Origin of the sequence: Nocardioides dokdonensis FR1436 (assembly GCF_001653335.1) — a bacterium.
Classification (GTDB): Bacteria; Actinomycetota; Actinomycetes; order Propionibacteriales; family Nocardioidaceae; genus Nocardioides; species Nocardioides dokdonensis.
Map to the genome: position 1 here is coordinate 740,359 of NZ_CP015079.1, position 24,275 is coordinate 764,633.

Genomic DNA, 24,275 nt, shown 5'->3' on the forward strand with positions numbered 1-24,275 from the left:
CCCGGGGACGCCGCAGGGCCCCACCCGGATCGGGTGGGGCCCTGCGGTCGTGGTGCGGGAGCCGAGGATCAGCTCTGGTACGACCCGAAGTCGAAGTCGTCCAGGGCCACGGCCTGGCCGCCGGCGTTGCCACCGAACTCGTAGTCGTAGGAGTCGTAGCCGGTGACGGAGTACGCCGCGGCCCGAGCCTCCTCGGTCGGCTCCACCCGGATGGCGCGGTACCGCTCGAGGCCGGTGCCCGCCGGGATCAGCTTTCCGATGATCACGTTCTCCTTGAGACCGCGCAGCGAGTCGCTGCGCCCGTGGATCGCCGCGTCGGTGAGCACGCGGGTGGTCTCCTGGAAGGAGGCCGCCGAGAGCCACGACTCGGTCGCCAGCGAGGCCTTGGTGATGCCCATGAGCACCGGACGACCCGACGCCGGCTTGCCGCCCTCGGAGACGACCCGACGGTTCTCCTCCTCGAACCGCACGCGGTCCACGAGGTCGGAGGGCAGCAGGTTCGTCTCGCCCGACTCGATCACCGTGACGCGACGCAGCATCTGGCGCACGATGATCTCGATGTGCTTGTCGTGGATCGACACGCCCTGCGAGCGGTAGACCTGCTGGACCTCGTCCACCAGGTGCTCCTGGGCGCGACGCACACCGAGGATCCGCAGGACGTCCTGCGGGTCCGGGGTGCCCGACGTGAGGTGGTGGCCCACCTCGATGTGCTGGCCGTCGTCCACGTTGAGACGCGAGCGCTTGGAGACCGGGTACTCCTGGACCTCCGAGCCGTCGTCGGGCGTGACGAGGATCTTGCGAGCCTTGTCGGTCTCGTCGATCTCGACCCGGCCGGCCGCCTCGGCGATCGGCGTGCGGCCCTTGGGCGAGCGTGCCTCGAAGAGCTCGACCACGCGGGGCAGACCCTGCGTGATGTCGTCCGCGGAGGCCACACCGCCGGTGTGGAAGGTACGCATGGTCAGCTGCGTGCCCGGCTCACCGATCGACTGGGCGGCGATGATGCCGACCGCCTCGCCGATGTCGACGAGCTTGCCGGTGGCCAGCGAACGGCCGTAGCACTTGGCGCAGGTACCGGTCTTGGCGTCGCAGGTCAGCACGGAGCGGACCTTGACCTCCTCGATGCCGGCTGCCACGAGCTCGTCGATCTTGACGTCGCCGAGGTCCTCGCCGGCGGCGGCGAGGGTCTCGCCGGTCTCCGGGTGGGTGACCTCGGTGGCCGCCGCGCGGGCGTACGCCGCGGTCTCGGCGTTCTCCGCCTTGACCACGGTGCCGTCCTCACGACGCTCGCCGATCCGCTTGGGCAGACCGCGCTCGGTGCCACAGTCGTCCTCGCGGATGATGACGTCCTGCGAGACGTCGACCAGGCGCCGGGTCAGGTAGCCCGAGTCGGCGGTACGCAGGGCGGTGTCGGCCAGACCCTTGCGAGCACCGTGGGTGGAGATGAAGTACTCCAGGACCGAGAGGCCCTCACGGAAGTTCGCCTTGATCGGGCGCGGGATGATCTCGCCCTTGGGGTTCGCCACCAGACCACGCATGGCGCCGACCTGACGGATCTGGTTCATGTTTCCGGACGCGCCCGAGTCGACCATCATGTAGATGGGGTTGGTCCGGTCGAACGCCTTCTCCATCGCGTCGCCGACCTTGCGGCTGGCGTCGGTCCAGATCTCCACGAGCTCCTGACGGCGCTCGTCGTCGGTCATCAGACCGCGCTCGAAGTCCTTCTGCACCTTCGCGGCCTGGGCCTCGTAGGGCGCGAGGATCTCGAGCTTGTCGGCCGGCGTGGTGACGTCGTCGATGGAGACGGTGACACCCGAGAAGGTCGCGAAGCTGAAGCCGGCGTCCTTGAGGGCGTCGAGCGAGGCCGCGACCTCGACCTTGGTGTAGCGCTCCGCGAGGTCGTTGACGATCGCGCCGAGCTGCTTCTTGCCGACCTCGTAGTTCACGAACGGGTAGTCGGCGGGCAGGGTCTCGTTGAACAGCGCGCGACCCAGGGTGGTCTCGACGGTGGTCGTCTCGGCCTTCGGTCCGCTCTCGTTGAACTCGGCGCCGGAGCCCGGCACCACGTCGTCGAGACGGATCTTGACCTTCGACTGCAGGGTGATCTCCGAGCGGTCGAAGGCCATGATCGCCTCGGCCACGCTGGAGAAGGCCCGGCCTTCGCCGACCTCGCCGTCGCGGTCCGTGGTCAGCCAGAACAGGCCGATGATCATGTCCTGCGACGGCATGGTGACCGGGCGGCCGTCCGAGGGCTTGAGGATGTTGTTCGTCGACAGCATCAGGATCCGGGCCTCGGCCTGGGCCTCGGCCGACAGCGGCAGGTGCACCGCCATCTGGTCACCGTCGAAGTCGGCGTTGAACGCGCCGCACACGAGCGGGTGGATCTGGATGGCCTTGCCCTCGATGAGCTGGGGCTCGAAGGCCTGGATGCCCAGGCGGTGCAGGGTGGGGGCACGGTTCAGCAGCACCGGGTGCTCGGTGATGACCTCTTCGAGCACGTCCCACACGACCGGACGAGCGCGCTCGACCATCCGCTTGGCGGACTTGATGTTCTGCGCGTGCGACAGGTCGACCAGGCGCTTCATGACGAAGGGCTTGAAGAGCTCGAGCGCCATCTGCTTGGGCAGACCGCACTGGTGCAGCTTCAGCTGCGGACCCGACACGATGACCGAACGGCCCGAGTAGTCCACGCGCTTGCCCAGCAGGTTCTGACGGAAGCGACCCTGCTTGCCCTTGAGCATGTCGGACAGCGACTTCAGCGGCCGGTTGCCCGGGCCGGTGACCGGGCGACCACGACGGCCGTTGTCGAACAGCGAGTCGACGGCCTCCTGGAGCATCCGCTTCTCGTTGTTGACGATGATCTCGGGGGCACCGAGGTCGAGCAGCCGCTTGAGCCGGTTGTTCCGGTTGATCACGCGGCGGTACAGGTCGTTGAGGTCGGAGGTCGCGAAGCGGCCACCGTCCAGCTGGACCATGGGACGCAGGTCCGGCGGGATGACCGGGACGGCGTCGAGCACCATGCCGCGGGGCTCGTTGCCGGTCTTGCGGAAGGCGTCGACGACCTTGAGGCGCTTGAGGGCGCGGACCTTCTTCTGGCCCTTGCCGTTGGCGATGGTGTCGCGCAGCGACTCGACCTCGGCGGCGATGTCGAAGTCCCGCAGGCGCTGCTGGATCGCGGCGGCGCCCATGTGGCCCTCGAAGTACTTGCCGAACCAGGCCTTCATCTCGCGGTAGAGCATCTCGTCGCCGGTCAGGTCCTGGACCTTCAGGGACTTGAACGTGTTCCAGACCTCGTCGAGGCGGTCGATCTCGCGCTGCGCTCGGTCGCGCAACTGCTTCATCTCCCGCTCGGCGCCGTCGCGCACCTTGCGACGCTGGTCGGCCTTGGCACCCTCGGCCTCGAGGGCGGCGAGGTCCTCCTCCAGCTTCTTGGTGCGGTCCTCCAGCGACTGGTCGCGACGCTTCTCGAGGCGCTCGCGCTCCAGGCCGATCTTGCCCTCGAGCGAGGACAGGTCGCGGTGGCGAGCGTCCTCGTCGACGGAGGTGATCATGTAGGCCGCGAAGTAGATGACCTTCTCGAGGTCCTTCGGGGCCAGGTCGAGCAGGTAGCCCAGACGGCTGGGCACGCCCTTGAAGTACCAGATGTGCGTCACCGGGGCGGCGAGCTCGATGTGGCCCATCCGCTCGCGGCGGACCTTGGAGCGGGTCACCTCGACGCCGCAGCGCTCGCAGATGATGCCCTTGAAGCGCACGCGCTTGTACTTGCCGCAGTAGCACTCCCAGTCCCGGGTGGGACCGAAGATCTTCTCGCAGAAGAGACCGTCGCGCTCCGGCTTGAGTGTGCGGTAGTTGATGGTTTCCGGCTTCTTGACCTCGCCGTGGCTCCACGTGCGGATGTCGTCCGCGGTGGCGAGACCGATCTGAAGCTGGTCGAAGAAGTTAACGTCGAGCACCTTGGCTGCAACCCTTCATTGGTTCTTGGAAAGTCAGACGTGGGGGGCGGGAGCAGCGGCCGGCGCGACATGCGCGCCGACCGCCGTGCTCACACCTCTTCGACCGAGCTGGGCTCGCGACGCGACAGGTCGATGCCGAGCTCCTCGGCGGCGCGGAAGACGTCTTCCTCCGCGTCGCGCAGCTCGATGCTGGTGCCGTCCTGGGAGAGGACCTCCACGTTCAGGCACAGCGACTGCATCTCCTTGACGAGCACCTTGAACGACTCCGGGATGCCGGAGTCGGGGATGTTCTCGCCCTTGACGATCGCCTCGTAGACCTTGACGCGACCAGGCACGTCGTCGGACTTGATCGTCAGCAGCTCCTGCAGGGCGTAGGCGGCGCCGTACGCCTCCATCGCCCAGACCTCCATCTCGCCGAACCGCTGGCCACCGAACTGGGCCTTGCCGCCCAGGGGCTGCTGCGTGATCATCGAGTACGGGCCGGTGCTGCGCGCGTGGATCTTGTCGTCCACGAGGTGGTGCAGCTTCAGGATGTACATGTAGCCGACCGAGACCGGGTCCGGGAACGGCTCGCCCGAGCGACCGTCGAACAGGTCGGCCTTGCCGGTGCCGTCGATCATCCGCACGCCGTCGCGGTTGGGGATCGTCGAGCCGAGCAGGCCGATGATCTCGTCCTCGCGCGCACCGTCGAAGACCGGAGTCGCGACCTTGGTGCGCGGCTCCGCCTTCTCGGCGTGGATCTTGATCAACCGCTGCTTCCAGTCGGTGTCCGAGGTGTCCTCGGCGAGGTCGAGGTCCCAACCCTGCTGGGCCAGCCAGCCGAGGTGGAGCTCGAGGATCTGACCGATGTTCATCCGTCGCGGCACACCCAGCGGGTTGAGCACGACGTCGACCGGGGTGCCGTCCTCCATGAACGGCATGTCCTCGATCGGCAGGATCTTGGCGATGACACCCTTGTTGCCGTGGCGTCCGGCGAGCTTGTCGCCCACCGAGATCTTGCGCTTCTGGGCCACGTAGACGCGGACCAGCTGGTTGACGCCCGGAGGCAGCTCGTCGCCGTCCTCGCGGTCGAAGACGCGCACGCCGATGACCGTGCCGGACTCACCGTGCGGCACCTTCATCGAGGTGTCGCGCACCTCGCGCGCCTTCTCGCCGAAGATCGCGCGCAGCAGGCGCTCCTCGGGGGTCAGCTCGGTCTCGCCCTTGGGCGTGACCTTGCCGACCAGGATGTCCCCGGTCACGACCTCGGCACCGATGCGGATGATGCCGCGCTCGTCGAGGTCGGCCAGACCCTCCTCGGAGATGTTCGGGATGTCCCGCGTGATCTCCTCGGGGCCCAGCTTGGTGTCGCGGGCGTCGACCTCGTGCTCCTCGATGTGGATCGAGGTGAGGACGTCCTCCTGCACCAGGCGCTGGGAGAGGATGATCGCGTCCTCGTAGTTGTGACCCTGCCACGGCATGAAGGCGACGAGCAGGTTGGTGCCCAGCGCCATCTCGGCCTCGTCGGTGCAGGGGCCGTCGGCGATCGGGCTGCCGACCTCGAGGCGGTCACCCTCGACGACCAGCGGACGCTGGTTGATGCAGGTGCCCTGGTTGGAGCGGCGGAACTTCGCGAGCTTGTACGACGAGTAGCTGCCGTCGTCGTTCATGGTCTCGACGAGGTCGGCGGAGACGTCCTTGACGACTCCGGCCTTCTCCGCGACGACCACGTCACCGGCGTCGACCGCGGCGCGGTACTCCATGCCGGTGCCGACCAGCGGGCTGTCGCTGCGGATCAGCGGGACGGCCTGGCGCTGCATGTTGGCGCCCATGAGCGCACGGTTGGCGTCGTCGTGCTCGAGGAACGGGATGAGCGCGGTCGCGACCGACACCATCTGGCGCGGCGAGACGTCCATGTAGTCGATCTCGCCGGCCAGGATCTCGGAGACCTCGCCGTCACGGGTGCGCACCAGGACGCGCTCGTTGACGAAGCGCAGGTCGTCGTCGAGCACGGCGTTGGCCTGCGCGATGACGAAGCGGTCCTCGTCGTCGGCGGTGAGGTAGTCGATCTGGTCGGTGACCTGGCCCTCGACGACCTTGCGGTACGGGGTCTCGACGAACCCGAACGGGTTGATGCGGCCGTAGGAGGCCAGCGACCCGATCAGACCGATGTTGGGACCTTCAGGGGTCTCGATGGGGCACATGCGGCCGTAGTGCGACGGGTGCACGTCGCGGACCTCCATGCCGGCGCGGTCGCGCGAGAGACCGCCCGGGCCCAGCGCGGACAGGCGACGCTTGTGCGTCAGGCCCGCGATGGGGTTGGTCTGGTCCATGAACTGGCTCAGCTGCGAGGTGCCGAAGAACTCCTTCAGCGCCGCCACCACCGGCCGGATGTTGATCAGCGACTGCGGCGTGATGGCCTCGACGTCCTGGGTGGTCATCCGCTCACGGACCACGCGCTCCATGCGCGCCAGACCGGTGCGCAGCTGGTTCTGGATCAGCTCGCCCACCGTGCGCATCCGACGGTTGCCGAAGTGGTCGATGTCGTCGGAGGCCACGTCGAGCGGGCCCGAGGGCGCCTCGACCTGGTCCTGGCCGTCGTGCAGCGCGACGATGTAGCGGATCGCGGCGACGACGTCGTCGACGGTCAGGGTCTGCTGGTCGAAGGCCTCGGTCAGACCGAGCTTCTTGTTGATCTTGTACCGGCCGACCTTGGCCAGGTCGTAGCGCTTGGGGTTGAAGTAGTAGTTGTTCAGCAGGGTCTGCGCGGCCTCCTCGGTGGGGGGCTCGCCCGGGCGCAGCTTGCGGTAGATGTCGAGGAGCGCGTCCTTCTGCGTCTCGGTGTGGTCCTTCTCCAGCGTGAGCATCATCGACTCGTACTGGCCGAACTCCTCGCGGATCTGCTCGTTGGTCCAGCCGAGGGCCTTGAGCAGCACGGTGACGTTCTGCTTGCGCTTGCGGTCCAGGCGGACGCCGACGAGGTCGCGCTTGTCGATCTCGAACTCGAGCCAGGCGCCGCGGCTGGGGATCAGCTTGGCGGTGTAGATGTCCTTGTCGGACGTCTTGTCCGCGGAGCGCTCGAAGTAGACGCCCGGGCTGCGGACCAGCTGGGAGACGACGACGCGCTCGGTGCCGTTGATGACAAACGTGCCCTTGGGGGTCATGAGCGGGAAGTCGCCCATGAAGACCGTCTGGCCCTTGATCTCACCGGTGTCGTTGTTGGTGAACTCCGCCGACACGTAGAGCGGCGCGGAGTAGGTGAAGTCCTTCTCCTTGCACTCGTCGACCGTGTACTTGGGGTCGTAGAAGACAGGGTTCTCGAACGAGAGCGACATGGTCTCGCTGAAGTCCTCGATCGGCGAGATCTCCTCGAAGATCTCGGTCAGACCGGACTTCTCGGAGACGTCGTCGCCGTTGGCACGGCGGCGCTCGACCTCCTCGGTCCACTTGTCGTTGCCGACCAGCCAGTCGAAGCTGTCGGTCTGGAGAGAGAGGAGCTGGGGAACCTCGAGGGGTTCGGCGATCTTTGCGAACGAGATGCGGCGGTTAGCACGAGAAACGGCGGAAGCGGTGCGCGCGGCCAAGAGTGAGTCCTTCGACGGGTCTGCTCATCGATGGCGCCGCCGACCACCACACAGCCACCGGGAAGGCATGAGGGCATTTGAGGGCAGGCGCAAGGCGCTACACTACCCGAGGACCGATTGCGCGACAAGACGAGCACGCATCGTCGACGATGGATGTCCCGATGATGATGAGCCCCCGCGGGCCGCAGGTCAAGCACCGCGGCCGCGTGCGGCGCCGATCAGCGGAGCTCTCTCAGTCCTCGAGCTGGTTCGTGGACAGGTCGCCGACCAGCCACTCGCCGTCCTCGCGCACCATGCGCATCGTCACCTGGTCCTTGTAGACCTCGGCCTGCTCCATCCCCTTGCGCAGGGTGGGACGGTTCACGAAGACCAGCACGTCGACGCGGTCGCCGCTGGTGCGCACCACGGCGGAGTCGACCACCTCGACCTCCACCACCGGCTGCACCTCCTCGAGGTTCGGCTCGAGCGCGGCGACGAGCTGGTCGTACTCCTGCTGGTAGCCGGTGGTCATGTACGAGCGTGCGGCAGCGGTGGACTCCTCGAAGGTGCGGTAGTCGTAGGACAGCACCGGACCCACTGCCCGCTCGGCGACGGCGCGCGCCTGCTCGGCCGACGCCTCGATCGCGTTGCCGCCGTCCGCGGAGGACACGATGCGCTCGTTGGGCTGGACCCACACCAGGACCGCAGCACCCACGGAGAGCACGGCCAGCACCGTGAGCACCACCAGGACCCACCCGGGCACCAGGGGCAGCGACGACGCCCTGGCCGGCCCAGCGGACGGCGCAGCGGACGGTTCAGCGGACGGCGCAGCGGACGGTTCAGCAGACGGCGTGGCGGACGGTTCAGCAGACGGTTCAGCAGCGTCGGCTGCCAGGGCGGCGTCGTGCTCGGCGCGACGCTCGGGGTCCAGCAGGACCTCGGCGGCCTGGTTGAGCAGCCGGAAGCGGCGTTCGCTGGGGTCGAGGTCGGCGATGCCGGCGCGCCAGGCCTCCCGCACCTGCTCCGGGCTCGCGTCGGGCTCGACGCCCAGGACGTCGTACCAGCTGGCCACGGAGGCGCTCACTGCTCTCCCCCGTCGGTGCTCGGATCGCTCGAGGGGCCGGTGGGGTCCGTCGGGTCGGTGGCCGGTCCGGTGACCGGGGCGAAGGCGTCGACCTGCCACTCGCCGCCGACCTTGACGAGCTCGACGCGCACCCGGAACTGGGCGGGAGCGCCGTCGACCCGCTCCTCGTCCTTGCCCTGAGGGAAGGAGTTGGTGAACTGCCCGGCCACCAGCGCGGTGGCCGAGTCGGAGTCGAGGGTGGACACACCGACGGCGTACACCTCGCTGGCACGACCCAGACCGGCCTCGGCCACGGTCTGCTCGGCGGTGCCGACCTGCTCCTCGAAGTCGGCGCGGAACTTCGCGGTGATCAGCTCGGAGACCAGGTCGCGGTACTCCGGCATCTGCCCGTCCTCGTCCAGCAGGTCCGGGCCGTAGGTGTTGACGCGGAGCATGAACTGCGACGCGACGTCCATGACCTGCTCACGCTCGTCCTGGATCTCGTTGCGTCCCTGCGCGACGTTGGCGACCCGCTCGGCGAGGTTGCCGTCGGTGCTCGAGCTGCGGGTCAGCACCACGACGGCGACGAGCACGAGGCCCGCGACCAGGAGCAGCGCCAGGACGCCCGCGAGGACGAGCCGGAAGGCGGGGGCCGAGGCCCTGCCCGTCAGCGGTCCGCGACGAGCGGCTGGAGGAACAGCCACTTCCAGGACTCCTTCCCGAGCGTCGGCGGGGCCACGCTACCGGGTGCGGCCAGCTCGGCCGGCGGGCGCTCCCCCCAGCTCAGCTCCCCGGTGTCGGGATCGAAGGAGGCGACCACCGAGGAGGGGTCGTAGGAGGCGGCGGGTCGCGGGTAGACGTTCTGGGCGCCCCGGGCGTTGCTGACCGTGGGCGGCTCGGTGCACCGTGCCTCCTCGTTCATCGGCCGGTTGCCACCGTCCTGCGGAGGACGGCGGTCGGTGCTCTGGTAGCCCGCGTTGCAGATGGGGGTGTCGGTGAGGATCAGCCCGAAGTGGGCGTCGTACAGCCCGGTGTCCGGGGACTTCGAGACGACGGTGAAGCCCCCCTCCACCACGTAGGGGTAGATCACCAGCAGCTGCTCGATCCCGTCGAGGTGTCGGACCACGACCTCGCCGGTGGTGACCAGGTTGTTGATCAGGCTCCCGAGCTCGATGCGGTTGTCCTCGATGAGCCCGCGCAGCTGCACCGCGGCCGGGGAGCCGTTGGCGATGAGGCGGCGCAGGTCCGGGTCGGCGTCGGCCAGGGTGCCGCTGAACAGCGAGAGCTGGCTGGCGAAGGTGCGGATCGCGCTCTCCGAGCTGATCTGGCCGTTGAGCACCACGTTCGAGTCGCGGATCAGCGCGGTCGTGACGTCGAAGTTGTCGTTGGCGGTCTCGATGAAGGAGTTGCCGGTGTCGATGATGCGCTGCAGGTCCTCGCCGGTCCCCCCGAAGGCGGCGCCGAGCTCCTCGACGGTCGTGCGCAGCGCGTCCCGGTCGACCGAGGAGACGGTCGTCGACAGGTTCTCGAGCAGCGTCTCGGTGGCGATCGGCGTGCGGGTGTCCTCGACGGCGATCTCGGAGTCCTCCTCGAGGTAGGGCTCGGAGTCCGTCTGCGGTTGCAGCTCGACGTACTGCTCGCCCACCGCGGAGCGGTTGCCCACCACGGCGAGGGCGTCGGCAGGGATCGTGTCGTAGTCCTTCTCGATCGAGAGGTGGACGTCGACGCCGTCGTCGGTGAGCACGAGCCGGTCGACACGCCCGATCCCGACACCGCGGTAGGTCACCTCGCCCTGGGCGAAGATGCCCCCGGAGCGCTCGAAGTGCGCCACCACGGTGTAGGAGCTGTCGTAGAAGAGCCGGTCGAGGCGGGCGTAGCGGGCCCCGACGTAGGAGACGCCGACCAGCGTGATGAGCACGAAGACCATCAGCTGGAGCTTGGTGCGGCGGGTGATCATCGGGCCACCATCCCGGGCACGAGCAGCATCACGAGGTCCTCGTCGTAGATCTGGGCGAGCTGGCCCAGGGTGGGCCCGCGGTCGGTGTCGAAACCGGGACGCAGCAGGCCGCCGACGATCGGGAGGTCCGGCAGGCCTCCCCCGCCGCCGGGCGTGTTCGGCAGGCCCGGCAGGTTGCCCAGCAGCTGGCAGACGACGGTGTCCTTGTTCTTCTTCTTCAGGCACTGCTCCTGCAGCTTGAGGAGCTTCTCGGGGGTCTGCAGCACCTTGGCGCAGGCCTTCGAGGTGAGGCTGCCGCTGGCCAGGCACTTCGCGACGTCACCCAGCAGCTTCGTGGGGTCGAGGTCGGTGGGCAGCACGGTGGGCAGCTCGCTGGGGATGCCGGTGACGCCCCCGGAGAGGTCGATCTCGAGCTGGATGTCGAGGTTGGTGTAGTCGCCCATGTGCAGGTTGCGGGCCACCTGCGGGTCCCGGCCCACGACCTCGTCGACGAAGGGGTAGGTCAGGAACACGTTGAAGGCCTTGACGAAGGCGTCGCCGGAGTCGGCGAGCGAGGTCAGCACCGGCTGGAGCTGGGTCAGGGTGTCGATGGTGTCCTGCTTGGTCGCCCGGATCACCCGCACGCCCACGTCACCGAGGCGGTCCAATGCCTTGAGCATCGTGACGAGGTCGTCACGCTGGCGGTCCAGGGACACCAGGGCGGAGGGCAGCTCGTCGAGCGCCAGGTTGATGTCGCCCTGCTGCTTGCGCACCGCGACCGCCAGGTCGTTGAGGCGCGCGATGGCGTCGACGATGTCGGCCTTGTTGTCGTCGAGGGTCCCCATGAGGGTGTCGACCTGGGTCAGCACGGACTTCGCGGCGTCCTCGCGCCCCTCGAGGGCGAGGTTGAGCTCCTGGGTGATGGTCTTGAGCTGGGCGACGCCGCCGCCGTTGAGCACCAGGCTCAGCGCGCCGAGCACCTCCTCGACCTCCGGGTTGCGCCCGGTGCGGTCCAGGGAGATGACGTCGCCGTCGCCGAGCTCGCCGCTGCCGCCGTCGGCCGGGGCCGCGAGCGAGACGAACTTCTCGCCCAGCAGGCTGGTCTGGCGGATCTGGGCCAGCGGGGCGTCGGGGAGCTCGGTGTCGTTGCGCAGCTCCATGGTCACCTCGGCGACCGTGCCGTCGAGCTCGACGCTGAGCACCTTGCCCACGTCGACCTCGTTGTACTTGACCGTCGACTTGGGGACCAGGTCGAGGACGTCGCGGAACTGGGCGGTGACGGTGATCGGGTCGTCGCCGGTGTCGGTGCCGCCGGGCAGGGGCAGCGAGTAGACGTCGAAGTCGCACGCGCTGAGGCTCAGCGAGGCCGCCAGCACGACCAGCGCGAGTCGCATCCTGCGCATCAGCGGTTCACCCCCACGAGACCACCCAGGGTCGGGTCGAACGGATCGGGACGGGTGCCGGCCGCAGCACCCTTGCCACCGCGGAGCGCATCGAGCGCGCCGGGGCGGGGCAGGGTGTCCTGCAGGATGTCGCAGAGACCGCCGGTCGGGTCCACGGAGTTGACCACGGTGCACAGCAGCAGCGCCGGCTCGGTCTCGAGCTGGGTGATCGCGTTGCCGATGTTGGCGTTGGTGTCGAGCGTGCCGGCCTGCGGGTTGTAGGTGAGCGCCAGGTTGTTCAGCGCCAGCGGCGCGGTGCCGAGCACCTCGTCGAGCGCCGAGCGCTGCTTGACCAGGACCTTCGCCACCCGGTTCAGCCCCTTGACGTCGCGTCCGAGGACGTCGCGGTTGGTCTTGACGAAGTCGTTGACCTCGCCCAGCGCGGTGGACAGGTTCGCCAGCGATCCGGCCAGCTCCTGGCGCTCGCCGGCGAGCAGCTCCGAGACGTCAGCGAGGGACTGGTTGAACTGGCGCACGGTGGTGTCGTTCTCGGCCAGGGTGCTGACGAAGGACTGCACCTCGGCCAGCGACGAGAAGAGCTCGTCCTTGTTGTCGTCGAGGGTCTCGGAGAGGCGGCTGAAGTCGCCGATGGTCTGCTTGAAGGCCGCCCCCTGGCCGCCGAAGTTCTCCGCGGTGACCTTGAGCAGGTCGTTCAGCGCGCCGTTCTTGTTGGCGCCGTCGGGGCCCAGGGCCACGTTGAGGCGGTCGAGGCTGGCGTAGATGTCGTCGAGCTCGAGCGGCACCGAGGTGCGGTCGACACCGAGGATCTCGCCCTCGGCGATCTCGTCGCCCTCCTCGTAGACCGGGGTCAGCTGGATGTAGCGGTCTCCCACGATCGACGGGGCGATGATCACCGCGCTGGCGTCGGCCGGGACCTGCACGTCGGCGTCGTAGCTCATCGTGACCAGCACCTCGGTGCCCGAGGGGACCACGGTCTCCACCTGGCCGACCGGGACCCCGAGGATCCGCACGTCGGAGCCCTCGTAGACCGACACGGTGCGCGGGAACTGAGCGGTCAGGGTCTTGGGCTCGTCGCCGCCGAGGAAGGTCAGGGCGGCCGCGATGAGCAGGGCCACGATCACCAGCGGCGCGGCGAACTGACGTACGGCGCTCACGAGATGCCACCTCCGTTGAGGACCTCGGGGATGGGCGGGAAGTTCTGGATGTAGGTGTCGAACCACGGGCCGTTGCCCAGCGTGTTCGCGAAGACGCGGTAGAACGGCGCCATCAACCTGATGCTGTTGTCGATGTTGTCCTCGTTCTTGTTCAGCACCGCCAGGACGCCCTCGAGCTCGTCGAGCGCCGGCTTGAGGTCGCCACGGGTGTCGCGCACCAGGCGGGTCAGCTCCTGCGAGAGCTCGCTGGTCGACACCAGCAGCCGGTGGACCTGGTCACGGCGGCGCACCAGCGCCTGGAAGAGCACGTCCGCGTCCGACATCAGGTCGACGAGGTCCTCGTCGCGGTCGTCGAGCACGGTCGCGACCCGGTCGAGGTTGGTCAGCAGGCTGCCGATCTCCTCGTTCTTGTCCGCGATGTTCGAGGAGAGCCGCGAGACGCCGTCGAGCGCGGCCCGGAACTCCTCGGGCGTGTTGCGGGTCAGGTCGGCCAGCGTGGTGAGGGAACGCGCGAGCTGGTCGGTGTCGATGTCCCCGGCGGTGTCGGCGAGCCCCTCGAAGGCCTCCACGACGTCGAACGGCGAGGAGGTCCGCTCCACGGGGATGGTGGCGCCCTCCTCGAGCTGGCCGGAGCCGGCGGGGTCGACGGAGACGTACATCGCGCCGAGCAGGGTCTTGACCCGGATGTCGGCGCGGCTGTCGGGACCGAAGCCGGAGTCGGTCTTCACCTGGAAGGCCACCCGCACGACACCGTCCTGGAGCTCGATGCTCTTGACCTGGCCCACCCGCACACCGGCGATGCGGACCTCGTCGTCGGGCTGCAGGCCGCCGGCCTCGCTGAACTCGGCGTAGTAGGTGTCGCCGCCGCCGATCAGCGGCAGGTCCTGGGCCCGGAAGGCCGCGACCAGGAGCACGGCCAGCACGCTGAGGCTGACCAGGCCGATGATCACGGGGTTCCGCTCGTGGAAGGGCTTCATCCCAGATCACACCTGTCCGCGCCGGTCTTGAAGTTCACTGGCAGCGCCTGGCCGCCGGGGAGGCGCACACGGCCCTCGAAACCACACAGGAAGAAGTTGAAGTAGCTGCCGTAGATGGCGGTGCGCCCGACCTTGGTGAGCTTGATCGGGAGCACCTGCAGGGCCCGGTCGAGCTCGCCCTTGTTGCGGTTGATGTTGCCCGCGAGGCGGCGCAGCTGCTTGACGTCCTCGGTGAGCGGCTGCCGGATGCCGGACACGAGACCGGCGGTCTGCTCGGACAGCAGCGAGATCTGCTCGAGCGAGCCGAGGATCGCGCCCCGGTCCTGCTTGAGCCCCTTGACCAGGGTGCGGAAGTTCAGGATCAGGTCGCTGAGCTGGTCGTCGCGGTCGGCGATGTTGTCGAGCACCTGGTCGAGGTTCGTGATCAGGTCGCTGATCAGCTCGTCGCGGTCGGCCAGGGTGCTGGTGACCGAGGCGGTGCTGGCCAGGAGGCTCTCGAGCGTGCCGCCCTCGCCCTGGAAGACCTGGACGACCTCGTAGGAGAGCTTGTTGACGTCAGCGGGCGACAGCGCCTGGAAGAGCGGCTTGAACCCGTTGAACAGCACGGTGAGGTCGAGTGCCGGGGAGGTGTTCGCGACGTCGATCGTGTCGCCCTCCTCCAGCTCGGTGGTGTCGCCGACCTGCTGGGTCAGGGAGATGTAGCGCTGCCCCACCAGGTTGCGGTAGCGGATGGAGGCGCGCGAGGCGTCGGTGAGCGTCACCTCCTCCTCCAGGTCGAAGCTGACCAGGGCCCGGGTGCGGTCGACGACCTCGACGCCGGTGACGGTGCCGACCTTGACGCCGGCCACGCGCACGTCGTCGCCCTTCACCACGCCGGTGGCGTCGACGAACTGCGCCTTGTACTCCTTGGAGTCGGCGAAGGAGATGTTGCCGATCGTGATGATCAGGATCCCGGTCGCCATCAGCGTGATCACCACGAAGATCATCAGCTTGACCAGCGCGCTCAGGGTCTGGGCGTCGAGGAGCTTCCTCATCTCAGGCTCACCTCCGCGCCACGCGCCATCGGCCCCAGCAGCAGGGCGCCCAGGTCAGGCACCTCCGAGGCGCTCACGCCCATGCCGGGGGCGAGCAGGGACTTCAGCAGGTCGAACTCGGCGACGCTGCCGGCGTACCCCTGTCCGGCGCTGGAGGAGAATCCGGGAGTCACGCGGCTGGTGCCCTTTCCGGTCGGCTCGTCGACGCCGTCGTTCCAGTTCGGCTGGTCGCCGGGGTTCGACTGGCTGAACGGCGGGTTCGGCAGCGTGAGGCAGCTCGGGCCGCTCTTGTCCGCGTAGCGCGGCTTGTCGTTGACGTTGTAGGCGCGCGGCTGGTTGGGCAGCGTCTCCAGGACGATGTGCAGCGTGAAGTTGCGGAACGCCTCGGCCTGCAGCTTGCCGGCGTTGACGATGCCGCGGGTCAGGCAGGTGAACTCCGGGGAGTACTTCGCGAGCAGGCGGACCTGCGGCTCGCTGACCTGACCGAGCCGGATCAGGTTCTTCTCGTTGTCGGCCAGGAAGGTCCGGGCGCTGCCGGAGAAGGCGGTGACGTCGCGGAACAGCGCGTTGAGGGTGTCGGACTGCTCCTCCAGGGTGCCCAGCGTCGTGACCTGGTCCCGCAGGATCTGGCCCACCTCGGGCAGCACGTCGGCGTAGATGTCGGAGACCTGGGCGGTCAGGCGCAGGTCCTCGATCGCTCCCGGCAGCTGGGGGTTGAAGCGCTTGAGGTAGCTGTCCAGGGTCTCGAGGTTCTCGCCCAGCTGGTCGCCGCGGCCCTCCAGGGCGGTGGCCAGCGCGTTGAGCGTCATGTTCAGCTCGGCCGGCTGGACGGTGCGCAGCAGGGGGTAGAGGTCGGAGAGCACCTTCTCGACCTCGGTGGCCACCTCGGTGCGGTCGATGACGTCGCCGGCCTCGATGGTGGGCCCGGACGACGTCTTCTCGCCCTCCATCACCAACGCGACGTACTTCTCGCCGAAGAGGGTCTTGGGGACGATCGAGCCGGTCACCCCGGCGGGGATCGTGCCGGTCTCCTCGGGGTAGAGGCCCAGCGTGATGTCGGCACCGGCCTCGGTGGGCACGTAGCCGAGCACCTCCCCGACGATGACGCCGCGGATCTTGACGTCGGCACGCTCCGGCAGCTGCAGGCCGATGCGGGAGGTCTGCAGGGTGACCTCGTCGTACTCGACGAACTTCTTGGTGAAGATCGCGTAGGTCAGCCACGCCCCGCCGACGAGCATGGCGAGGAAGAGGATGCCGAGGAGCTTGGTGTGTCGAAGGATCATCGTCTCAACCCGCCAACCGGACAGTGGTGCTGGAGCCCCAGATGGCCATGGACAGGAACAGGTCGATCACGTTGACCGCCACGATGCTGGTCCGCACCGCACGACCCACGGCGACGCCCACGCCGGCAGGACCGCCACCGGCGTTGTAGCCGTGGTAGCAGTGGATCAGGATCACCGCGACAGCGAAGACCAGCACCTTGCCGAAGGACCACAGCACGTCACCCGGTGGCAGGAACAGGTTGAAGTAGTGGTCGTAGGTGCCGGGGCTCTGGCCGAAGAACTGCGTGACCGTCAACCGGGTCGCGAAGTAGGAGGAGAGCAGGCCGACGACGTACAGCGGGATGATGGCGATCAGGCCGCCCACGATCCGGGTGGTGACGAGGAAGGGCATCGAAGGGATCGCCATCACCTCGAGGGCGTCGACCTCCTCGGAGATGCGCATCGCGCCGAGCTGGGCGGTGAAGCCGCAGCCGACGGTGGCCGCCAGGGCGATGCCGGCGACCAGGGGCGCGATCTCGCGGGTGTTGAAGTAGGCCGAGACGAAGCCGGCGAACGGGGCCGTGCCCAGCTGGTCGAGGGCGGCGTACCCGGACAGGCCCACCTGGGCGCCGGTGAAGAAGGTCATCGCGAGGATGACGCCGACGGTGCCGCCGATGACGGCCAGCGCCCCCGAACCGAGGGTGACCTCGGCGAGGATCCGCAGGATCTCCTTGGGGTAGCGCTTGATCGAGCGCGGGGTGGCCATCAGGGCGCGGATGTAGAACGCCAGCTCCTCGCCGAGGCGGTCGAGGGCGCCGGCGGGCCTGGTGTAGACCGACTTGATGCTTGCCATCTGCCTCAGCCCGTCTTCGGAGGAATGACTTGGAGGTAGATCGCGCTCAGGACGAAGTTCACGATGAACAGCAGCACGAAGGTGATGACGACCGACTCGTTCACCGCGTCACCCACGCCCTTGGGCCCGCCGTTGGCGTTCATGCCCTTGTAGGCGGCCACGATCGCGGCGATCATGCCGAAGACGAGGGCCTTGAGCAGCCCGACCCACAGGTCCGGGAGCTGGGCCAGGGCCGTGAAGCTGGCGATGTAGGCGCCGGGCGTGCCGCCCTGGAGGCCGACGTTGAAGACGTAGCCGCCCGCCACCCCGACGACGCTGACCAGTCCGTTGAGGAACACCGCGACCAGCATCGCCGCGAGGACGCGGGGCACCACGAGCCGCTGGATCGGGTCGATGCCCAGCACCATCATGGCGTCGAGCTCCTCACGGATCTTGCGCGCTCCCAGGTCGGCCGCGATGGCGGAGCCGCCTGCCCCGGCGATGAGCAGCGCCGTGCCGATGGGCGCGGCCTGCTGGACCACCGCCAGCACGGAGGCGGAACCGGTGAACGACTGGGCCCCGAACTGCTTGATCAGCCCACCCACCTGGAGCGCGATGACCGCACCGAAGGGGATGGCGACCAGGGCGGTCGGGATGATGGTCACCGACGCGATGAACCAGGCCTGCTGGATGAACTCGCGCAGCTGGAAGGGTCGCCGGAAGAGGGCGCGCCCCACGTCGAGGGCGAAGGCGAAGAGCTTGCCGGCCGCCCCCACGGGGGCGAGGACCCGGGTCGCCGTTGTCGATGCCACGTGTCTCAGGTCCCCCTCAGACCCCGGTGGACATGGAGACGTTCTCGGCGAACGACCCCGGGGGCGGGGTCACCCCGCGCTCGCGGCACCAGGCGCCGGGCTCGCGCTGCGAGCGACGGGCGATGCCGTTGGAGGGCTCGAGCTGGAGCGGGATCGGCGGCAGCGGCGGCAGCTCCTGGTCGGACTCGGCCGCCAGCTCGTCGGCGTCCTTCTCCTCGGACATCCCGATGGGGCCGATCTTCTGCGCGTTGAGGAACTGGCGCACCACCGGCTCCTCCGAGCTCAGCAGCATCTCGCGGGGACCGAACATCGCGAGGTGCTTGTGGTAGAGCAGACCGATGTTGTCGGGCACCGTGCGCGCGGTGTTGATGTCGTGGGTCACGATCAGGAACGTGGCGTCGATCTGGGCGTTCAGGTCGACGATGAGCTGGTTGAGGAACGAGGTGCGGACCGGGTCGAGGCCGGAGTCGGGCTCGTCGAAGAGCACGATCTCGGGGTCCAGGACCAGCGCGCGGGCCAGGCCGGCGCGCTTGCGCATGCCGCCGGAGATCTCACCGGGCAGCTTCTGCTCGGTGCCGATCAGACCGGTGAGGTCCAGCTTCTCCATGACGATCGCGCGGATCTCCGACTCGCTCTTCTTGGTGTGCTCGCGCAGCGGGAAGGCGATGTTGTCGTAGAGGTTCATCGAGCCGAACATGGCGCCGTCCTGGAACAGCACGCCGAAGAGCTTGCGGATCTCGTAGAGCTCCCGCTCGGAGCAGGAGGCGATGTCGGTGCCCTCGATGATGATGGAGCCCCGGTCGGGCTTGAGCAGGCCGATGAGGGTCTTGAGGAAGACCGACTTGCCGGTTCCCGAGGGACCGAGCATCACGCAGATCTCGCCCGCGGGGACGGTGAGCGTCACGTCCCCCCAGATCAGCTGCTTGCCGAACGACTTCGTCAGGTCGTTGACCTGGATCTCCACGCCCATGCCGTGCTCCCTCCGTGGTGGTCCGCGCCGGACTGCTCCCGTGCAGGAACCCGAACGGGTCCACACTCATCGGTAACAACGCTGCCTGCGCGGTGAGGTTACGCATTATTGTCGGCTGCGTCACTCGGGGGTGGCGTTTCGAGACCAAGCTGTCATCCGGTCTCCAGGATCTGGACGCACCGCGCCCGACCTGCACAAATGCAAAGACCTCCGCCGACCCGAGGGTCGACGGAGGTCTGAGGCGTCAGTGACGTGAGGTCACTTGAGGCTGACGGTGGCACCGGCGCCCTCGAGCGCCTCCTTGGCCTTGTCCGCCGCGGCCTTGTCGACCTTCTCCAGGATCGCCTTGGGGGCGGCCTCGACCAGCTCCTTGGCCTCCTTCAGGCCGAGCGAGGTGAGGGCGCGCACCTCCTTGATGACGTTGATCTTCTTGTCACCAGCGGCCTCGAGGACGACGTCGAACTCGTCCTGGGCAGCGGCCTCCTCGCCGCCGCCGGCGGCGGCGGGGGCAGCGGCCACGGCAACGGGGGCCGCGGCGGTGACGTCGAAGGTCTCCTCGAACTGCTTCACGAACTCGGAGAGCTCGATGAGGGTCATCTCCTTGAACGCGTCGAGGAGCTCGACGGTGCTGAGCTTCGCCATGGTGGCGGTTCCTTCCGTTAGGTGGCCGGCACCCCTACGGGTGCGGGTCGGCCGGGTTTCAGGTGGTGTGCTGCCGAGCTGACCGGGCAGGTCAGGCCTCGGCGGTGTCGCCCTCGTCGGAGGTCTCCGCCGCAGCGGGGGCCTCGTCGGCGGGGGCCTCGGCTGCCGGCTCGTCGGCCGGGGCAGCAGGGGCCTCCTCGGCGGCGGCCGGGGTACCGGCACCACCTGCGAGGATCGAGGGGTCCTGCTCGGCCTTGGCCTCCAGCGCACCCGCGAGACGGGCGACCTGGGCGATCGGGGCCTGGAACAGGGAGACGGCGTTCTGGAGCGACGCGAGCATCGCGCCGGCCAGCTTGCCCAGCAGAACCTCACGCGACTCGAGGTCGGCCAGCTTGGCCACCTCGGCTGCGGAGAGCGGGGTGCCGTCCATGATGCCGCCCTTGATGATCAGGGCGGGGTTTGCCTTGGCAAAGTCACGCAGACCCTTCGCGGCCTCGACCATGTCACCTTCGATGAAGGCGATGGCGGTGGGGCCGACGAGGATGTCGTCGAAGCCGGAGATGCCCACCTGATTGGCGGCGATCTTGGCCAGCGTGTTCTTGACCACGGCGTAGTTGGCGTTCTCGCCGAGGGAGCGGCGCAGGGCCTGGAGCTCCTTCACGGTGAGACCGCGGTAGTCGGTCAGCACTGCGCCAGCAGAAGCGTTGAACTGCTCAACGATGTCTGCGACGGCTGCCTGTCGTTCTGGCCGCGCCATGGGTCTCCTTCCGGACGGTGAGACCGTGGTCCGGTGGTCCTGGCCCTGAAATGACGAACGCCCCGAGCGCAGGCTCAGGGCGTGGTGCCCGTCGAGGACGGGCTGCTCTGTCTCCTGCGCGGGTCGCCCGATCTCTCGGAGCTTTCGGTCCCACCACATGCATGGTGCGACGACCGGCGGTCTCTGGTTACGAGCAGGACAGTACGGCGTCCGTGCCGGGACGGCCAAATCGGCTCGTGCCCGCGGGACTGGCAAGATCGGCCCATGACCTCGCGCGTGCCGCTCCGCTCCCTGTCCCCCGATGAGCTCGCCTCCTTCCTGGCCCACCAGCAGCAGGCCTATGCCGACCTGCAGGCCCGGGGGCTGAAGCTGGACCTGACCCGCGGGAAGCCGGCGCCCGACCAGCTGGACCTCTCGGCGGCGCTGCTGGACCTGCCGACCACGACGCTGGACCGCAGCGGCGCCGACGTGCGCAACTACGGCGGCCTGGAGGGACTGCCCGAGCTGCGGGAGATCTTCGCCGAGCTGCTGGGCGTCGAGGCCGCGCAGGTCCTGTGCGGCGGCAACTCGAGCCTGACGATGATGCACCAGGTGCTCACCTTCCTGCTCCTGTGGGGCGGGCCGGGTTCCGAGCGGGCCTGGAAGGACGAGCCGGTGATCAAGTTCGTCTGCCCGGTGCCGGGCTACGACCGGCACTTCTCGATGCTCGCCGACCTCGGCATCGAGATGCTCACCGTCCCGATGAACGCCGACGGCCCCGACGTCGACGCCGTCGCCGCGCTGGTGGCCGACGACCCGGCCGTCAAGGGCATGTGGGTGGTGCCGACCTACGCCAACCCGACCGGCTCGGTGGTCTCCCCCGAGGTGGCGCGGGCACTGATGGCGATGCCGACCGCGGCGCCGGACTTCCGCATCTTCTGGGACAACGCCTACGCGCTGCACCACCTCACCGACGACGAGGTCGCCAGCGCGGACGCGCTCGGCCTCGCTGCCGCTGCCGGCAACCCCGACCGCCCGGTCCTGTTCGCCTCCACCTCGAAGATCACCTGGGCCGGGGCCGGCGTCGCGGTGATGGCCTCCTCGGAGGCCACGAAGGCGTGGTTCCTCAAGCACCTGTCGATGGCCTCGATCGGCCCGGACAAGGTCAACCACCTGCGCCACGTCGAGCTGTTCGGCGACGCCGAGGGCGTGCGTGCGCACATGCGCAGGCACCGGGAGCTGATCGCCCCGAAGTTCGCGGCCGTCGACGCCGCGCTGACCGCCGGGCTCGAGGGGCTCGAGATCGCGGAGTGGACCCGGCCGACCGGCGGCTACTTCGTGAACCTCGACGTCCTCGACGACACCGCATCGCGCGTGGTGGCCCTGGCCAAGGAGGCCGGGATCGCGCTGACGCCCGCCGGCGCCTCGTTCCCGCACGGGCAGGACCCCCGCGACCGCAACATCCGTCTGGCGCCCACCTTCCCGCCCCTGGACCAGGTCGAGGCCGCGATGGCCGGCGTCGCCACCTGCGTGGCCCTCGCAGCGGCCGAGCACCTCACCGCGGGCTGAGCGCCACCCCGACCACTCCCACAACGCAGCCGGCCCGGCCCCTCCGAGGAGGGGCCGGGCCGGTGTCGTTCGTGGTGGGGCTGGGCGCTCAGGCCTGGCCCTCGTCCTCGGAGGCGACGTTCTTGATGCGGTTCGGGTCGACCTGGACGCCGGGGCCCATGGTCGTCGACACGGTGACCTTCTTGAGGTAGCGACCCTTGGAGCTGGCCGGCTTGAGCCGCAGCACCTCCTCGAGGGCAGCGGCGTAGTTCTCCGCGAGCTGGGCCTCGGCGAAGGACGCCTTGCCGATGATGAAGTGCAGGTTGGCGTGACGGTCCACGCGGAACTCGATCTTGCCGCCCTTGATGTCGTTCACGGCCTTGGCCACGTCCGGCGTCACGGTGCCGGTCTTCGGGTTCGGCATCAGGCCGCGGGGGCCCAGCACGCGACCCAGACGGCCGACCTTGCCCATCATGTCGGGCGTCGCCACGACGGCGTCGAAGTTCAGGTAGCCGCCGGCCACCTTCTCGATCAGCTCGTCGCCGCCGACCTCGTCGGCGCCGGCCTCACGGGCGGCCTCGGCCTTGTCGCCGTTGGCGAACACGAGGACGCGAGCGGTCTTGCCGGTGCCGTGGGGCAGGTTGACGGTGCCGCGCACCATCTGGTCGGCCTTGCGGGGGTCCACGCCGAGGCGCATGACGACGTCGACGGTCTCGTCGAACTTCTTCTTGCTGGTGGTCTTCGCGATCTTGATCGCGGCCAGCGGCGCGTGGAGCTCGTCCTTGTCGAACTGCTCGGCCGCCGCGCGGTAGGTCTTGCTGCGCTGCATGTCTGGTCTCTCTCTTCTTGGTCCAGGTGTGGTCAGGTGGGCCAGCGCGGCCCTGCCACAGGTGCGGTACGCCGACTCGCGCCCGGCGCGTCGACGTGCTCCGCCGACTCGGGTGGGTCGATCAGTCGGTGGTGACGCCCATGGAGCGGGCGGTGCCCTCGACGATCTTCATCGCGGCTTCGACGTTGTTCGCGTTGAGGTCGGGGAGCTTGGTCTCGGCGATCTCGCGCACCTGGTCCTTGGTCAGCTTGCCGACCTTGTCGGTGTGCGGGACGCCCGAGCCCTTCTGCAGCCCGGCGGCCTTCTTGATGAGCTCGGCGGCCGGGGGGGTCTTCGTGATGAAGGTGAAGGACCGGTCCTCGTAGATGGTGATCTCGACGGGGATCACGTTGCCACGCATGGACTCGGTCTGCGCGTTGTAGGCCTTGCAGAAGTCCATGATGTTGACGCCGTGGGGGCCGAGGGCCGTACCCACCGGCGGGGCGGGCGTCGCGGCGCCGGCCTGCAGCTGCACCTTGACGAGTGCGGCGATCTTCTTCTTCTTGGGAGGCATGAAGCTGGTTCTCTTTCTCTCTCGTGGTCATGACGAGGACGACCTGTCGTCCTCTGCCACCTGCGTGTTGCTCGTTGCGTCCCCATTGTGGGACGCGGGCGCCCCTGGTGCCCAATCGGGTGGGCGCCGGGGCGGGAGCCTCAGACCCGCTGGATCTGGCTGAAGCTGAGCTCGACCGGCGTCTCGCGGCCGAAGATCTCGACGAGCGCCTTGACCCGCTGGGCCTCGGCGTTGATCTCCGTGATCGTGGCGTGCAGCGTCGCGAACGGACCGTCGACGACCATGACCGAGTCGGAGACCGAGAAGTCGGCGACCTCGACGGGCTTCTTCGCGGTCGTCGAGGAGCCGGGCGTCGCGGTGCCGGCGGCGACCGCCTCGGCCTCGGCACGGGCCACGACGGCGGGGGCCAGCATGTCCTCGACCTCACGCATGGTGAGCGGGACGGGCTGGTGGGAGTTGCCCACGAAACCGGTCACGGACGGCGTGTGGCGCACCGCGGACCAGGACTCGTCGGTGAGGTCCATGCGGACCAGGACGTACCCGGGGAGAACGGTGCGCTTGACCATCTTGCGCTGGCCGTTCTTGATCTCCGCGACCTCCTCGGTGGGGACCACGATCTCGTGGATGTAGTCCTCCATGTTCAAGGAGATGATGCGGTTCTCCAGGTTCGACTTCACCCGGTTCTCCATGCCGGAGTAGGTGTGCACGACGAACCAGTCACCCGGCTTGGCCCAGAGCTCGCGGCGGAACGCCTCGAGCGGGTCGTCGGGGTCGGGGTCGGCATCCTCGTCGGAGGCCTCCAGGTCGGCGTCCTCGGCCTGCGAGGCCTCGGCGTCCTGGTGCGCCTGCACGGCGCTGTCGTCGACGGCACCGTCGACGGCCTCGTCGGCCTCGGGGTGCGCCAACGGCTCCGCGGGGTCGACCTCGGGGGTCGCCGACGTCTCCGTCTCCTCGGTCTCGACCGAGTCGTACTGCTCCGTCACGCGCTGCTCCATCACGTTGCTGTGCAAGTTGCCTGCGTCCGGCGTGCGC

General features: G+C 68.8%; 19 protein-coding genes. 1 reads left to right on the forward strand and 18 read right to left on the reverse strand.

What is annotated here, in order from left to right:
• Positions 1–68 precede the first annotated feature (68 nt).
• The 15 genes from I601_RS03580 to rplJ form a co-directional block, all read right to left on the reverse strand.
• Positions 69–3,950 (reverse strand): DNA-directed RNA polymerase subunit beta', encoded by a 3,882-nt coding sequence (locus I601_RS03580; protein ID WP_068106538.1) that lies wholly within the window; start codon positions 3,948–3,950, stop codon positions 69–71.
• Positions 3,951–4,039: 89 nt separating this feature from the next.
• Positions 4,040–7,513 carry a DNA-directed RNA polymerase subunit beta gene (gene rpoB, locus I601_RS03585; RefSeq protein WP_068106541.1) on the reverse strand — a complete coding sequence of 1,158 codons (3,474 nt, stop codon included), beginning with the start codon at positions 7,511–7,513 and terminating at the stop codon, positions 4,040–4,042.
• Positions 7,514–7,745: 232 nt separating this feature from the next.
• Positions 7,746–8,576, reverse strand: a complete 831-nt coding sequence (locus tag I601_RS21075) for a J domain-containing protein (RefSeq protein ID WP_068106544.1) — start codon at positions 8,574–8,576, stop codon at positions 7,746–7,748.
• Positions 8,573–9,259: a hypothetical protein gene (locus I601_RS03595; protein ID WP_068106547.1), complete on the reverse strand. Its 687-nt coding sequence runs from the start codon at positions 9,257–9,259 to the stop codon at positions 8,573–8,575. The genes I601_RS21075 and I601_RS03595 overlap by 4 nt, the downstream gene beginning before the upstream one ends.
• Positions 9,223–10,512, reverse strand: a complete 1,290-nt coding sequence (locus I601_RS03600; RefSeq protein WP_068106550.1) for an MCE family protein — start codon at positions 10,510–10,512, stop codon at positions 9,223–9,225. Before I601_RS03600 ends, I601_RS03595 begins: the two co-directional genes overlap by 37 nt.
• Positions 10,509–11,894, reverse strand: a complete 1,386-nt coding sequence (locus I601_RS03605; RefSeq protein WP_084527093.1) for an MCE family protein — start codon at positions 11,892–11,894, stop codon at positions 10,509–10,511. The genes I601_RS03600 and I601_RS03605 overlap by 4 nt, the downstream gene beginning before the upstream one ends.
• The gene (locus I601_RS03610) at positions 11,894–13,048 is read right to left on the reverse strand and encodes an MCE family protein (RefSeq protein ID WP_068106555.1); all 1,155 of its coding nucleotides are present in this window, start codon (positions 13,046–13,048) and stop codon (positions 11,894–11,896) included. The genes I601_RS03605 and I601_RS03610 overlap by 1 nt, the downstream gene beginning before the upstream one ends.
• Positions 13,045–14,025 (reverse strand): MCE family protein, encoded by a 981-nt coding sequence (locus tag I601_RS03615; protein ID WP_068106557.1) that lies wholly within the window; start codon positions 14,023–14,025, stop codon positions 13,045–13,047. The genes I601_RS03610 and I601_RS03615 overlap by 4 nt, the downstream gene beginning before the upstream one ends.
• Positions 14,022–15,059 (reverse strand): MCE family protein, encoded by a 1,038-nt coding sequence (locus I601_RS03620; RefSeq protein ID WP_068106560.1) that lies wholly within the window; start codon positions 15,057–15,059, stop codon positions 14,022–14,024. The genes I601_RS03615 and I601_RS03620 overlap by 4 nt, the downstream gene beginning before the upstream one ends.
• Positions 15,056–16,342 carry an MCE family protein gene (locus tag I601_RS03625; RefSeq protein WP_068106563.1) on the reverse strand — a complete coding sequence of 429 codons (1,287 nt, stop codon included), beginning with the start codon at positions 16,340–16,342 and terminating at the stop codon, positions 15,056–15,058. The genes I601_RS03620 and I601_RS03625 overlap by 4 nt, the downstream gene beginning before the upstream one ends.
• Before the next feature lie 4 nt (positions 16,343–16,346).
• Positions 16,347–17,174, reverse strand: coding sequence for an MlaE family ABC transporter permease (locus I601_RS03630; protein ID WP_068106567.1), 828 nt, complete (start codon positions 17,172–17,174; stop codon positions 16,347–16,349).
• A 5-nt stretch (positions 17,175–17,179) separates the two neighbouring features.
• Entirely contained in the window at positions 17,180–17,965 is a 786-nt protein-coding gene (locus tag I601_RS03635) for an MlaE family ABC transporter permease (protein ID WP_068106570.1), read from the reverse strand.
• A gap of 16 nt (positions 17,966–17,981) precedes the next feature.
• The gene (locus I601_RS03640) at positions 17,982–18,935 is read right to left on the reverse strand and encodes an ABC transporter ATP-binding protein (RefSeq protein ID WP_068106572.1); all 954 of its coding nucleotides are present in this window, start codon (positions 18,933–18,935) and stop codon (positions 17,982–17,984) included.
• A 258-nt stretch (positions 18,936–19,193) separates the two neighbouring features.
• Complete coding sequence (gene rplL / locus I601_RS03645; protein WP_068106574.1) at positions 19,194–19,577, reverse strand: 50S ribosomal protein L7/L12; 384 nt, start codon at positions 19,575–19,577, stop codon at positions 19,194–19,196.
• Between the two features lie 91 nt (positions 19,578–19,668).
• Entirely contained in the window at positions 19,669–20,334 is a 666-nt protein-coding gene (gene rplJ / locus I601_RS03650; protein WP_068106577.1) for a 50S ribosomal protein L10, read from the reverse strand.
• Positions 20,335–20,598: 264 nt separating this feature from the next.
• On the opposite strand from rplJ, the gene I601_RS03655 reads away from it, so the two are divergent.
• On the forward strand, positions 20,599–21,882 hold the full coding sequence (locus I601_RS03655; RefSeq protein WP_068106580.1) for an aspartate aminotransferase type Ic: 1,284 nt from the start codon (positions 20,599–20,601) through the stop codon (positions 21,880–21,882).
• 88 nt (positions 21,883–21,970) lie between these two features.
• Here the strand turns inward: I601_RS03655 and rplA are convergent, their stop codons facing one another.
• The 3 genes from rplA to nusG all read right to left on the reverse strand — a co-directional run bounded on the left by rplA (position 21,971) and on the right by nusG (position 24,238).
• The gene (rplA, locus tag I601_RS03660) at positions 21,971–22,690 is read right to left on the reverse strand and encodes a 50S ribosomal protein L1 (RefSeq protein ID WP_068106582.1); all 720 of its coding nucleotides are present in this window, start codon (positions 22,688–22,690) and stop codon (positions 21,971–21,973) included.
• 121 nt (positions 22,691–22,811) lie between these two features.
• Positions 22,812–23,243 carry a 50S ribosomal protein L11 gene (gene rplK, locus I601_RS03665; RefSeq protein WP_068106585.1) on the reverse strand — a complete coding sequence of 144 codons (432 nt, stop codon included), beginning with the start codon at positions 23,241–23,243 and terminating at the stop codon, positions 22,812–22,814.
• A 140-nt stretch (positions 23,244–23,383) separates the two neighbouring features.
• Positions 23,384–24,238, reverse strand: coding sequence for a transcription termination/antitermination protein NusG (gene nusG, locus I601_RS03670; protein WP_068114287.1), 855 nt, complete (start codon positions 24,236–24,238; stop codon positions 23,384–23,386).
• Positions 24,239–24,275 lie beyond the last annotated feature (37 nt).

Excerpts from the sequence above, each read along its gene's own strand:
- I601_RS03600 (WP_068106550.1), bottom strand. The coding sequence starts at position 10,512 with ATGATCACCCGCCGCACCAAGCTCCAGCTGATGGTCTTCGTGCTCATC.
- I601_RS03605 (WP_084527093.1), bottom strand. The coding sequence starts at position 11,894 with ATGCGCAGGATGCGACTCGCGCTGGTCGTGCTGGCGGCCTCGCTGAGC.
- I601_RS03615 (WP_068106557.1), bottom strand. The coding sequence starts at position 14,025 with ATGAAGCCCTTCCACGAGCGGAACCCCGTGATCATCGGCCTGGTCAGC.
- I601_RS03620 (WP_068106560.1), bottom strand. The coding sequence starts at position 15,059 with ATGAGGAAGCTCCTCGACGCCCAGACCCTGAGCGCGCTGGTCAAGCTG.
- I601_RS03625 (WP_068106563.1), bottom strand. The coding sequence starts at position 16,342 with ATGATCCTTCGACACACCAAGCTCCTCGGCATCCTCTTCCTCGCCATG.
- I601_RS03630 (WP_068106567.1), bottom strand. The coding sequence starts at position 17,174 with ATGGCAAGCATCAAGTCGGTCTACACCAGGCCCGCCGGCGCCCTCGAC.
- I601_RS03640 (WP_068106572.1), bottom strand. The coding sequence starts at position 18,935 with ATGGGCGTGGAGATCCAGGTCAACGACCTGACGAAGTCGTTCGGCAAG.
- rplL (WP_068106574.1), bottom strand. The coding sequence starts at position 19,577 with ATGGCGAAGCTCAGCACCGTCGAGCTCCTCGACGCGTTCAAGGAGATG.
- rplJ (WP_068106577.1), bottom strand. The coding sequence starts at position 20,334 with ATGGCGCGGCCAGAACGACAGGCAGCCGTCGCAGACATCGTTGAGCAG.
- I601_RS03655 (WP_068106580.1), top strand. The coding sequence starts at position 20,599 with ATGACCTCGCGCGTGCCGCTCCGCTCCCTGTCCCCCGATGAGCTCGCC.
- rplA (WP_068106582.1), bottom strand. The coding sequence starts at position 22,690 with ATGCAGCGCAGCAAGACCTACCGCGCGGCGGCCGAGCAGTTCGACAAG.
- rplK (WP_068106585.1), bottom strand. The coding sequence starts at position 23,243 with ATGCCTCCCAAGAAGAAGAAGATCGCCGCACTCGTCAAGGTGCAGCTG.
- nusG (WP_068114287.1), bottom strand. The coding sequence starts at position 24,238 with ATGGAGCAGCGCGTGACGGAGCAGTACGACTCGGTCGAGACCGAGGAG.